The sequence below is a fragment of the Pseudomonas sp. LBUM1671 genome (assembly GCF_059695685.1).
This window is the reverse complement of record NZ_CP166782.1, coordinates 1574894-1587157: the sequence shown is the minus strand read 5'-3', so window position 1 is coordinate 1587157 and position 12264 is coordinate 1574894. Positions and strand designations below refer to the sequence as shown.

Genomic DNA, 12264 nt, shown 5'->3' with positions numbered 1-12264 from the left:
TGAGCCCTGAGCTTAGCCAGTGAACCGGATGCAGAGAAGCGTAATTTTCGGCTCGGGTTAAATGCTCGTTTTTCGGTTGCCATGGATCAGGCGCTCGGCAACACTCTCGTCCCCATCAAGGAAGGAGTGCACCGTGAGCCCTGTCGATATTTTCCGTTTGCTGTCGCTGGCAGCGATCTGGGGCGCGAGCTTTCTGTTCATGCGCATCATCGCCCCAGTGATTGGCACAATTCCCACTGCCTTTTTCCGCGTGTCGATTGCCGCCACCGGCTTGCTGGTGATCCTCGGGCTGATGCGCATCAGTTGGGACTTCAAAGGCAAACTCAAGACGGTGATGCTGCTCGGGGTGATCAACTCCGGGATTCCGGCGACCCTCTATTCGGTGGCCGCCCAAGTGCTGCCGGCCGGTTACTCGGCAATTTTCAATGCCACCACGCCGCTGATGGGCGTGTTGATCGGCGGCCTGTTCTTCCATGAAAAACTCACCGCCGCCAAGCTTGGCGGGGTCTTCCTCGGACTGCTTGGCGTGGGCGTCCTGACCCGTGCCGGTCCGGTGGCGTTCGACATGGAATTGCTGATGGGCGCCGTCGCCTGCCTGCTCGCCACCACCTGTTATGGCTTTGCCGGGTTCCTGGCCCGCCGCTGGCTCGATCACGCGGGCGGTCTCGACAGTCGTCTTTCGGCGCTGGGCAGCATGCTCGGGGCGACGCTGTTCCTGTTGCCGTTGTTCGGCTACAGCGTGATCAGCCAGCCACCGGCAAGCTGGGGCGGCTGGAATGTCTGGTTGTCGTTGCTGGGGTTGGGGCTGGTGTGTACCGCGCTGGCGTACATTATCTACTTCCGCCTGCTCAGCTCGATCGGGCCGGTGAGGTCGATGACCACGACCTTCCTGATCCCGCCGTTCGGGGTGTTGTGGGGGGCGCTGTTGCTGGATGAGCCGTTGTCGATGGCGCACATTTATGGCGGGGTGTTGATTGCGGCGGCGTTGTGGCTGGTGTTGAAGCCTTCGGTGGTGAAGGCTGCGGCGGTGGCTGCCAAGTAATTGGGTGTGGCTGATGCCGTCATCGCGGGCAAGCCCGCTCCCACAGGGTTTGGTATTGATCACAGAATCTGTATACGACACCAATCACTGTGGGAGCGGGCTTGCCCGCGATGGCGGCAGCCCAAACACTACAAAGCTGACTGACTCACCTCGCCATCCACCAACCGCCGAATCCCCAGCGGATTGGCGTTCTGCAGCGCCTCGGGCAGCAACGCATCCGGATAATTCTGGAAGCACACCGGCCGCAGGAAACGATCAATCGCCAAGGTGCCCACCGACGTCCCGCGCGAATCCGACGTCGCCGGATACGGCCCGCCATGCACCATCGCCTCACACACCTCGACTCCGGTCGGATAGCCGTTCAACAGAATCCGCCCGACCTTTTCCTGCAGCAACTCCGCCAGCCAACGGTATTCGAGCAGTTCGTCCGCCTCGCCAATCAGCGTCGCGGTCAATTGCCCGTGCAGGCCGTGCAGCACCGCCGCCAGCTGCGCCCGGTCTTCAACCTCGATGACGATGGTGGTCGGACCGAACACTTCTTCCTGAAGCAGTTCATCGCCCTTGAGCAACAGGCTGACGTGCGCCTTGAACACTTGCGGTTGCGCCTGATTGCCTTGTTGCGGCTTGCCCGCCAGGTGCGTCAGCCCCGGATGCTCGTGCAACGCCCCAAGGCCCAGGTTGTAACTGACCAGCGCGCCGGCATTGAGCATCGTCTGCGCCGGTTGCTGGTTCATGCTCGCGCAGAACGATTCCAGAAACAGGCTGAACTGCGGCGAGCGCAAACCGATGACAAGGCCCGGATTGGTGCAGAACTGCCCGCAACCCAGCGTCACCGACCCGGCCAGTTGCCCAGCGATCTGCTCGCCGCGCACCTTGAGCGCTTCGGGCAACAGGAACACCGGGTTGATGCTCGACATCTCGGCAAAGACCGGGATCGGTTGCGGCCGGGTCGCGGCCATGTGGCTCAGGGCATTGCCGCCCTTGAGCGAACCGGTGAAGCCCACCGCCTGAATCGCCGGGTGCTTGACCAGCCATTCGCCGACACCCCCGCCATAAATCATGTTGAACACGCCGGGCGGCATTTCGGTGCGCTCGGCGGCGCGAATGATCGCGTCGGCGACCCACTCGGCCGTCGTCATGTGCCCGCTGTGGGCCTTGAACACCACCGGGCAACCGGCAGCCAGCGCCGAAGCGGTGTCGCCACCGGCCGTGGAAAAGGCGAGCGGAAAGTTACTGGCACCGAACACGGCGACAGGCCCCAAGGCGATGCGGTACTGACGCAGGTCCGGACGCGGCAACGGCTGCCGATCCGGTAGCGCTCGATCAATGCGCGCACCGTAAAAATCGCCGCGCCGCAGGACCTTGGCGAACAAACGCATCTGGCCGCTGGTGCGTCCGCGCTCACCCTGGATACGCCCGGCCGGCAGCGCGGTTTCGCGGCACACGGTGGCGACGAAGTCATCGCCCAGGGCATCGATTTCATCAGCAATGGCGTCGAGGAACTGCGCGCGTTTCTCCGCGCTGAGGTTGCGGTAGACCGGGTAGGCAGCGGCCGCCGCATTGGCTGCCGCGTCCACTTCCGCTTCAGTGGCCTGGAAAAAACTGCCCGGCAGCGCTTCGCCTGTCGTGACATCGAGGCTTTGCAGCTGCTGCGTACCGTTGGCGGTGCGGCGACCGCCGATGTAGTTGTGTCCGAGTAGCGTGGTCATGAGTGATTCCTTGACCGGCAAACAACGCCGACGGTTGAAGATTTATGCTCATTCAAGATCCACCCCTCACCCCAGCCCTCTCCCCATGGGGGAGAGGGGGAAAGGGAGCCGATCTTCGTGCTGTTCAAATATGAGTTCGAATGAGAATCTCAGACTTAAAGCGCACGTACCTGGCCGATGGCCAACGGCTGCGCGCTTTCGCCGATGCCGTTTTCCAGTGGCGCGCCGAACTCATCGAGGCTGATCTGGAAGCGATCGCCCGGCTGGGTTTTTACCCCGTCGGCAAACGACAGCGTGGCGGTGCCGAAGTAATGCACGTGGACATCACCCGGACGCAGAAACTGCGCGTACTTGAAGTGGTGGAATTCGAGGTTGGCGAGGCTGTGGCACATGTTGTCTTCGCCGCTGAGAAACTCTTTTTCCCAGAGCGTTTCGCCATTGCGCGTGATGCGGCTGGTGCCGGCCAGGTGCCTGGGTAATTCGCCAACGCGCAGTTCCGGACCGTAAGCGCAGAAACGCAATTTCGAATGGGCGAGATAAAGGTAGTTGCGCCGCTCCATCACATGGTCGGAGAACTCGTTGCCCAAGGCGTAACCGACGCGGTACGGCTGGCCGTCGTCGCCGATGACGTAGAGGCCAGTCAGCTCCGGCTCTTCGCCAGCGTCTTCGGCAAACGGCGGCACGGGGAAGTCTGCGCCGGGGCGCACGACGATGCTGCCGTCACCTTTGTAGAACCATTCCGGTTGCGCGCCGACCTGCCCGGCCGCCGGTTTGCCGCCCTCCAGGCCCCATTTGAAAATGCGCATGGTGTCGGTCATGCCGGCTTCCACCGCGCCTTCCTGCTGGTGCATTTTGTCCCGCGCCGAGGCGCTGCCCAAATGGGTCAGGCCGGTGCCGCTGATCAGGCAGTGAGCCGGGTCTTCGTGGTCCAGTGGCGGCAGTACATGGCCCTGCTGCAACAGTTGCGCGTAATCCGGTCCCGGTTCGGTGCCGCGCAAAGCGACTTCTTCTTGCAGGCTGCGTTGGGCGCGGATCGCCGCGAGGGCCAGTTCACGGGTGCTGCGGGTGCCTTTGAGCACCTGGACCTGCGAGCCTTCGACCAGGCCCACCTGGCGTTCACCGGCAGTGTTTTCAAATTGAATCAGGCGCATGACAGCCTCCAGAAAGTCGGGGATTTGGGTCACTCGATGATGTTGAAGTCGCTCAAGTACTCATCGGAGATTTCCAGGCCCAGGCCCGGCTTGTCGTCATCGAGCTGGATGTAACCGTTGACCGGTTGCGGCTCGCCCTTGAACACGTAGTAGAAGAGTTCGTTGCCGACCTCGACGTCGAACACCGGGAAGAACTCGGCCATCGGCGAGGCGGTGGTGGACATGGTCAGGTGGTAGTTGTGCATCTGCCCGGCGTGCGGGATCACCGGCACCGACCAGGCTTCGGCCATCGCGTTGATCTTGCGCGCAGCGGTGATGCCGCCGACGCGGTTGGTGTCGTACTGGATCACGTCGATGGCGCGGCGTTCCAGCAGGTCTTTGAAGCCATAGGAGGTGAACTCATGCTCGCCGCCGGAGATCGGCATGATCCCCATTTTTTTCAACTCGATGTAGCCCTCGATGTCGTCGGCAATCACTGGTTCTTCGAGCCAGCGCGGTTCGAATTCGGCGAGTTTGGGCAACATGCGGCGGGCATACTCCAGGGTCCAGCCCATGTAGCATTCGAGCATGATGTCGATGTCGGGGCCGGCCAGCTCACGCAGGGCGCGCACTTGCTCGATGTTCTTGCGCATGCCGGCAGGGCCGTCTTTCGGGCCATAGCCGAAGCGCATTTTCAGCGCGGTGAAACCCTGGTTCAGATAGCCCTGGGCTTCTTCGAGGAACAGGTCGAGGTTGTCATTGGCGTAGAGCTTGGAGGCGTAGGTCCAGATCTTCTCTTTGGTGCGCCCGCCAAGCAGTTTGAACACCGGCTTGTTCACGGCTTTGCCCATGATGTCCCAGATGGCGATGTCGATCGCCGAGATCGCCGCCATGCCGATGCCTTTACGGCCCCAGGCGTGGCTCTGGCGGTACATTTTCTGCCAGATGTATTCGTTGTCGAACGGGTCTTCGCCAATCGCAATCGGCGCCAGGTAGGTGTCGATGATTTCCTTGGCCACACGTGGCGCCAGGGCGCAGTTACCGATGCCGACGAGACCGGTGTCGGTCTCGACTTCCACCACCAGCCAGCCGTGGAAACGGAACGAGCCCATGGCGTCGCCGCGCTCGAACAGGATGTCGCTGGCGTTGGTGCAGAAGTGCGCCTGAGGGGGAACGACTTTGCCTTTCCACTCGAAAACGCGGGTACGGATGGCTTTGATTTTCATGGATACGGATTCCTTGCGCTGCCGGCTTTTTGTAGTTGTTGAGTCGCTGCGCAGAGCCGCTCGGGGTGGCGGGTTCCGGCATTCGATGGAGCGACTTTAGCCAGCGCCCGGGGGGTGCGGATAATCACTTATGCGTATCCGGCGATAACCTGGGGTGATAGGAAAAACGCAATAGTGAGTGGATAGGGTTATCAGCCACACACAAAACAAATGTGGGAGCGAGCCTGCTCGCGATGGCGTCAGGCCAGGCACTTCTACAGTGACTGTCAGACCGCTATCGCGAGCAGGCTCGCTCCCACAGGGGATTTATGCAGTTTTAGGAATTGGATCAGTAGCTGTTGACGCCCATTCGGCAGGCGATTTCGAAGGCTTGGCGGATCGCACCGACATTGGCCTTGCCCTGCCCTGCGATATCGAAGGCGGTGCCGTGGGCCGGTGTGGTGATGGGGATCGGCAAGCCGCCCTGTACGGTGACGCCACGGGAGAAGCCCATCAACTTGATCGCGATCTGCCCCTGGTCGTGATACATCGTCACCACCGCGTCAAAGGCACTGGCATCGCCCTGAACCTTGAGGAAAATCGTGTCGGCCGGATACGGTCCTTCGGCCGCAATCCCCAACGCCTGGGCCGAGCGCACGGCCGGGCCGATGATGTCCAGTTCTTCGCGCCCGAACGAGCCGTTGTCGCCGTTGTGCGGGTTCAAGCCGCACACACCGATGCGCGGTTTTTCCAGGCCATTGCGCTTGAGCGCGGTGTCGATCAGCTGGATCGCTTCCACTACCCGCGTCTGGGTCAGCATGCCCGGCACTTCGGCCAATGCCACATGAGACGTCACGCGGGAGGTCCAGAGGTTATCAAGCACGTTGAATTCGCAGAACGGCCCGTGGAAATCCAGCAGCTCGGCGAACCAGTGCAGTTCATCGCTGTGGGCCATGCCGGCCATGTGCAGCGAGGTCTTGTTCAACGGCCCGAACAGCACCGCGTCGGTGGTCCCGGCCTCGGTCAGGCGCAGGGCTTGTTCCAGGGTGTCGAGGCTGTAGCGACCGCCGATGACACTGGCTTCACTGCGTGGAAATTCACCGACGGTGTCGCCGCGAAAGTCGTAGAACAGCGGCGTGTCGTCGACAAACGACAGCTGATCCAGCGACTCGACGCGACGGTAAGGAAACTCCATCCCGGCGATGCGCATGCCACGGCGCATCTCCGCTTCATCGGCAATCAGGATCACATTGGCCTGGCTGCGCACTTGAGGCTCCGCCAGCAGACGTGCGATCAGTTCCGGGCCAATGCCCGCCGGGTCACCCAGCACCATCGCGATGGTTGTCTTGTTCATGCTTCACTCCTCAAGAATTCAGGCCATTGGCGATCAATGGCGCAAGGCTCGCAGCGATAGACCCGCTGCGCGTTGCTGTAGAACAGTCGCTCCTGATCGGCGCTTGGCAGATCAGCAACGATGGATTTGAAACCGCTGTAGATGTCGTCGAACGAGCCACACAGGCTGTCCACCGGAAAGTTGCTGGCGAACATCGCCCGGTCGGTGCCGAACATGGCGATCACTTCACGCACGATCCAGGCGTTGTCCTTGGCGCGCCATGCCTGGCCCTTCTGGCCAAGGCCGGAAATCTTCACCTGCACGTTCGGCCATTGGGCCAGCCGCGCCATCGCCAGACGCCAACCGGCCAGGCCTTCGGCGCTGCGGTCATTGGGCAACCCGGCGTGGTTGAGGATCAGCGTGGTGCCGGGAAAGTCCCGGGCCAGCCGTTCCGCCTCGTGCAGATTCCACCAGGGCGTCTGCAAGTCGAAATGCAACCCCAGGCCTTCCAGGGCAGCAAAACTGCGCCGCCAATGCTCGTCGCTCATGAGGCTGCGCACATGGCCAACCTGCGCGGGGGAAGTCGGTCCGCCCGGCTTGTGGCGAACGCTGCGCACGCACTTGAAGCTCGCTTGTTCACTCAGTACCGCGACGGCGTCCGGGTGATCGAGCCAGGCCTGCGCCACGATTGCGTTGGGGACGCCGTAACGGGCCGTCAGACTTTCGATGAACACGGTTTCGCCAATCGGGTCTTGCGGGTCCCATTCGGTCTCGACGTAAACCGTTTGCACCACGCGATGCGGGCCGGCGTCTGCGAAATAATCCTCGGGGAAATAGCGCCGCTTGATCGCGCTGTAATCACCGTAGCGAAACGCAATGTTGGCCTCGGGCGCCAGCCACGGATGGTCATTGATCGTCGGGTCCCAGAAGTGATGATGGGCGTCGATGATTGGTCCGTTCCACGCTCGGTTAGATAGGTGTTCACCCATTACGCACCTCGTCGAGACTGATGAACAACGTCGCCAGCACAAAGACTGCCGAGCACACCGCAAAGAACCCCAGCACCGGCGCAAAACCACCGGTCATCTGCAGAATGATCCCCACCAGGATCGGCACCGCGATACCGCCAGTGCTGCCGGCCATGTTCATCACGCCGCCGATCAACCCGACCCGCGCCGGTGCCGCCAGCAACGCCGGGAAGCTCCAGTAGAGGCTGCCCCACATCAGGAAAAACGCGGTCATGGCCAACAACGCCACGGCCGCAAAAGGATTGCTCAGGGTCGGCAACAACAGGAAGGCGCCGAGGGCGACCAGACCGGAAAACGCCAGCAGGCTCTTGACTGCCACACCACGGCTCACGCCCTTGCGGATCAACCCATCGCAGAGGAAACCACCGGTCAGCGAACCCAACGCGCCGCACACGAAGATCACGAAAGTCGCCGCGCCGATGCCCTTGATATCAAAGCCGCGAGCCTGCGCCAGATAACTCGGGCCCCAGGTCAGCAAACCGAAATACACCATCGCCCAACTGGCGCGACCGATCAGCAAACCGCTCAGCGAGCGGGCCGCAATGCCCAGGCCTTTGACCGGCACCCGCGCCGCTTCGGCAGCCGGTGTCGCGCGCCCGGCGTTGATCTTCTCCAATTCTTCGGCATTCACTTGCGGGTGAGTGGCCGGGTCATCGCGCAGATAACGCCGCGCCAGCCAGGCCAGCACCAGGGTCGCGATACCGGCAATCACGAACGCCAGGCGCCACGAATCCAGGGAAGCAATCAGGTAGGCAATGATCAACCCGCCCAGCGCCACGCCCAACGGGCTGCCACTGTCCATCAGCACCGCGCCGCGACTGCGCTCGCTCGGCGCCAGCCACAGGGAAATCAGCTTGCCGCCAGAGGGGAACAACGGCGCCTCGGCAGCACCGAGTGCAACCCGGGCGAACAGCAATGACAAGCCGCCCGTCGCAAACGCCGCCAGTACCTGAAAGGTGCCCCACAACCCGGTGGACCAACTGATGACCCGATGCGGGCCGAAGCGATCGATCAGCCAGCCGCCGGGAATCTGCAACAACGCATAGGCCCAGAAAAAACTGCTGAGGATCAGCCCTTGCATGCTTGGCGACAGGGAAAACTCGTGGGCGATGGTCGGCATCGCGATCGACAGTGACACCCGGTCGATCAGGTTGACCATGGTCAGCGCGAAAACGATGGCAAAGATTCGCCAGCGCACGCCGCTGGCTTTGGTGGCGCTGGTCAACGGTGTGGACGCTGGCTGGACACTCGCGCCGGGTAGATGCAGGGAAGCACTGGGACGAGCCATGGTGCGTACCTCGATTTATTATTTTTGTGAATGCCGTGCGCTGCCTGTTTGCCGCGCTGATGAGCACTATCGAAGGCTCAGTGATAACCGTCTAATCAATGATTGAGATACGGCGATAGCCTCGGGTTATGGCATACCCTGTTTTCAGGGGGCTTTCACGGTAGGCCGCCTGTACCGACTTTCCTCTCAAAAGGCTCTGGCGCAAAGCCTTCAGCGACAATCACTGATTTGTCCGTCTCGACCTATAACCGCAGGCTATCGGTGTATGTTTTGTTTTGACTAGACGCCGGGGCGGACCCTTCCCACACTCAGCCCAGGCTTGCAGCTTTTGAGCACCGACAAGTCATTCATAACAATTACAAAAAACGAGGCCTTCCATGCGAAATGCATTCGTCCGTCGCACATCCCGTCTGATTCTTGGCTGCACGCTGATCGCTGCTGGCGCCCTCCCCGCGCTTGCCAACGCCGCCTGGCAGCCGGACAAGAACGTCGAAATCGTCGTCGCCGGCGGCCCCGGTGGCGGCACTGACCAACTCGGTCGGCTGATCCAGTCGATCATCACCACGCACAAGTTCCTCGACGTCAATACCATCGTCCTCAACAAGGGCGGCGGCAACGGCGCCGAAGCCTTTCTCGACTTGAAGATGAACAAGGGCGATCCGGAAAAACTGGTGATCGGCACCAACAACATCTACCTGTTGCCGCTGGTTTCCAAGCTCGGCTATCAATGGCAGGAACTGACCCCGGTTGCCGCCGTCGCCGAGGACGACTTCATTCTCTGGAGCTACAAGGATGCGCCCTGGAAGGACGCCAAAGGCTTCTACGAAGCCGCCAAGGCTGATCCGTCGAAACTGCGCATGGGCGGCAGCCAGTCCAAGGATGTCGACCAGACCCTGACGCTGCTGCTGAACCAGACCAACAACAGCAAACTGGTGTACATCCCGTTCAAGAGCGGCAGCGAAGCCGCGACCCAACTGGCCGGCAAACACATCGCCGCCAACGTCAACAACCCCAGCGAAAGCATCAGCCAGTGGCGCGGGGACCAGGTCGAGCCGCTCTGCGTGTTCAGTAAAGAGCGCATGGGCTACACCGATAAGGTCGCGGGCGATAAATCCTGGGCCGATGTCCCGACTTGCCACGAACAAGGCCTGGGCATCGATCAGTACCGCTTCCCGCGCACCGTGTTCATGCCCGGCGAAGTCACCGCCGAACAGCGCGCGTTTTATGTCGAGCTGATGCGCAAAGTCACCGAGACCCCGGAGTTCAAGGCGTACGTCAAGCAGAATGCACTGGTGCCGACCTTCCTCGAAGGCGAGCCGCTGACCGCCTACATTGAGAAAGACACCGCCCGCGTCACGCCGGTGTTCAAAGAAGCCGGCTGGTTGAAAAACTGAGTTGTTCGCGGCCGTCCGCAAGCGCACGGCCGTCACCTCTGGAGGTGCTTTCATGTCCCATTCTTCGGATTCATCGGCGCTGGTCGGTACCCGCTGGGTCGAGCTCGGCCTGACATTCTTCACTACGCTGATCGGCGCGGTGGTGATGTACGGCAGTCTCGAACAAGGTATCGGCTGGGGCGATTCCGGCCCCGAGCCGGGTTACTTCCCCTTCTACATCGGCTTGCTTTTGAGCGCCGCGAGCGTGGGCAACGGCGTGTTGACCGTGGTGCGCTGGCAGGCCCTGAGCATTGCATTCGTGAGCCGCAGTGCATTCAAGCAAGTGCTGTCGGTGTTCATCCCGATTGCGCTGTTCGTCGGCGCCATGCCGTTCACCGGCATTTACGTGGCCTCGGCCTGTTTCATCGCCTGGTTCATGTGGCGTGACAAGGTGCGCGTCAAACCCTATGGCAAGTTGATGATCGGCACCGTGTCCCTCGGCGCAGTGCTCGCCAGCTACCTGATTTTCGCGCTGTGGTTCAAGGTCCCGCTGGATGCCGGCCCGATGGGCGACTGGATTAGCCTGGCCGGGAGAAGTTTCAAATGAGCGAATTCGATTCCCTGCTGCAAGGCATGAATCTGATCCTGACCCCGGGCCACATCGGCCTGATGGTGATCGGCGTGCTGCTGGGCATTCTGGTCGGCGTATTGCCCGGCCTCGGCGCTCCCAATGGCGTGGCGTTGCTGCTGCCACTGACCTTCACCATGTCGCCGGTGTCGGCAATCATTTTGCTGTCGTGCATGTATTGGGGCGCCCTGTTCGGCGGCTCGATCACCTCGATTCTGTTCAACATCCCCGGTGAGCCCTCATCGGTGGCGACCACGTTCGACGGCTACCCGATGGCCCGCGAAGGTCGCGCCGCCGAAGCCCTGACCGCAGCGTTCAGCTCGGCACTGATCGGCGCCCTGGCCGGGGTGTTGTTGCTGACGTTCCTGTCGACCAAGATCGCCGCGTTTGCCATGTCGTTCAGTTCACCGGAGTTCTTCGCGGTGTACCTGTTGGCGTTCTGCACCTTCATTGGCATGAGCAAGAACCCGCCGCTGAAAACCGTGGTTGCGATGATGATCGGCTTCGCCATGGCTGCCGTGGGCATGGACACCGTGTCTGGCAACTTGCGCCTGACCTTCGACCAACCCGCCTTGATGACAGGCATCAGTTTTGAAGTGGCGGTGATCGGTCTGTTCGGCATCGGTGAAATCCTCTGCACCGTCGAGGAAGGCCTGGTGTTTCGCGGCGAGCATGCGCGCATTACGCCGATGATCATCCTGCGCACCTGGGCCAAATTGCCACGCTACTGGTGGACGATTGTGCGCAGCACGCTGGTCGGTTGCTGGATGGGCATTACGCCTGGCGGCCCCACCGCTGCCTCGTTCATGAGCTACAGCCTGGCGCGGCGCTTCTCGAAGAACCGCGAGAACTTCGGCAAGGGTGAACTCGAAGGCGTGATCGCCCCGGAAACCGCCGACCACGCCGCTGGCACCAGTGCCTTGTTGCCGATGCTGACCCTCGGCATTCCGGGTTCGGCGACGGCAGCGGTAATGCTCGGCGGCTTGATGATCTGGGGCCTGCATCCTGGCCCGACGTTGTTCGTCGAGCAGCACGATTTCGTCTGGGGCCTGATCGCCAGCATGTACCTCGGCAACGTAGTGAGCCTGATCGTAGTGCTGGCCACCGTGCCGCTGTTCGCTTCGATCCTGCGCATTCCGTTCTCGATCATTGCGCCGATCATCATCATGGTCTGCGCTATCGGTGCCTACTCGGTGCACAACTCGTTCGTCGACGTGGTGTTGATGCTCGGCTTCGGCGCGCTGGGTTACCTGTTCAAGAAACTCGGTTACCCGATCGCGCCGCTGGTGTTGGCGGCGGTACTGGGCGACAAGGCGGAAGATGCGTTCCGTCAGTCGATGCTGTTCTCCGATGGGCACTTGGGGATCTTCTGGTCCAATCCGTTGGTGGGCAGCCTGACTACGGCGGCGCTGCTGATGCTGTTCTGGCCGTTGATTTCCAAGGCGCTGGGAACCCTGACGGGCCTGCGCAAACCTCAGGTCGCCAAGCCTAAATCGGTGCTGTGACACGGCAATACTGGCAACGCCTG

10 protein-coding genes are annotated in these 12264 nt (G+C 61.7%); 4 read left to right on the top strand and 6 right to left on the bottom strand.

Features of this window, described 5'->3' with window-relative positions:
• Positions 1 to 133: 133 nt before the first annotated feature.
• Entirely contained in the window at positions 134 to 1042 is a 909-nt protein-coding gene (locus ACA060_RS07175) for a DMT family transporter (protein WP_109628477.1), read from the top strand.
• 128 nt (positions 1043 to 1170) lie between these two features.
• On the opposite strand, the gene ACA060_RS07170 is transcribed toward ACA060_RS07175, so the two are convergent.
• The 6 genes from ACA060_RS07170 to ACA060_RS07145 form a co-directional block, all read right to left on the bottom strand.
• Positions 1171 to 2751, bottom strand: a complete 1581-nt coding sequence (locus ACA060_RS07170) for an aldehyde dehydrogenase (NADP(+)) (protein ID WP_497316301.1) — start codon at positions 2749 to 2751, stop codon at positions 1171 to 1173.
• 155 nt (positions 2752 to 2906) lie between these two features.
• Entirely contained in the window at positions 2907 to 3902 is a 996-nt protein-coding gene (gene araD1 / locus ACA060_RS07165) for an AraD1 family protein (protein ID WP_109628475.1), read from the bottom strand.
• A 29-nt stretch (positions 3903 to 3931) separates the two neighbouring features.
• Positions 3932 to 5107 (bottom strand): L-rhamnonate dehydratase, encoded by a 1176-nt coding sequence (locus ACA060_RS07160; RefSeq protein ID WP_064679200.1) that lies wholly within the window; start codon positions 5105 to 5107, stop codon positions 3932 to 3934.
• A 328-nt stretch (positions 5108 to 5435) separates the two neighbouring features.
• Positions 5436 to 6440 carry a 4-hydroxythreonine-4-phosphate dehydrogenase PdxA gene (locus tag ACA060_RS07155; protein ID WP_497316299.1) on the bottom strand — a complete coding sequence of 335 codons (1005 nt, stop codon included), beginning with the start codon at positions 6438 to 6440 and terminating at the stop codon, positions 5436 to 5438.
• On the bottom strand, positions 6437 to 7408 hold the full coding sequence (locus tag ACA060_RS07150; protein ID WP_497316297.1) for an amidohydrolase family protein: 972 nt from the start codon (positions 7406 to 7408) through the stop codon (positions 6437 to 6439). The genes ACA060_RS07155 and ACA060_RS07150 overlap by 4 nt, the downstream gene beginning before the upstream one ends.
• Positions 7401 to 8735 carry an MFS transporter gene (locus ACA060_RS07145; RefSeq protein WP_497316295.1) on the bottom strand — a complete coding sequence of 445 codons (1335 nt, stop codon included), beginning with the start codon at positions 8733 to 8735 and terminating at the stop codon, positions 7401 to 7403. Before ACA060_RS07145 ends, ACA060_RS07150 begins: the two co-directional genes overlap by 8 nt.
• Positions 8736 to 9112: 377 nt before the next feature.
• On the opposite strand from ACA060_RS07145, the gene ACA060_RS07140 reads away from it, so the two are divergent.
• The 3 genes from ACA060_RS07140 to ACA060_RS07130 are packed head-to-tail and all read left to right on the top strand — an operon-like array spanning position 9113 to position 12241.
• Positions 9113 to 10129 (top strand): Bug family tripartite tricarboxylate transporter substrate binding protein, encoded by a 1017-nt coding sequence (locus tag ACA060_RS07140; RefSeq protein ID WP_497316293.1) that lies wholly within the window; start codon positions 9113 to 9115, stop codon positions 10127 to 10129.
• Positions 10130 to 10181: 52 nt separating this feature from the next.
• A complete protein-coding gene (locus ACA060_RS07135) occupies positions 10182 to 10715 on the top strand; it encodes a tripartite tricarboxylate transporter TctB family protein (protein ID WP_109628469.1) in 534 nt (177 codons plus the stop codon).
• Positions 10712 to 12241: a tripartite tricarboxylate transporter permease gene (locus tag ACA060_RS07130; protein ID WP_109628468.1), complete on the top strand. Its 1530-nt coding sequence runs from the start codon at positions 10712 to 10714 to the stop codon at positions 12239 to 12241. The genes ACA060_RS07135 and ACA060_RS07130 overlap by 4 nt, the downstream gene beginning before the upstream one ends.
• The last annotated feature ends 23 nt before the right edge of the window (positions 12242 to 12264 follow it).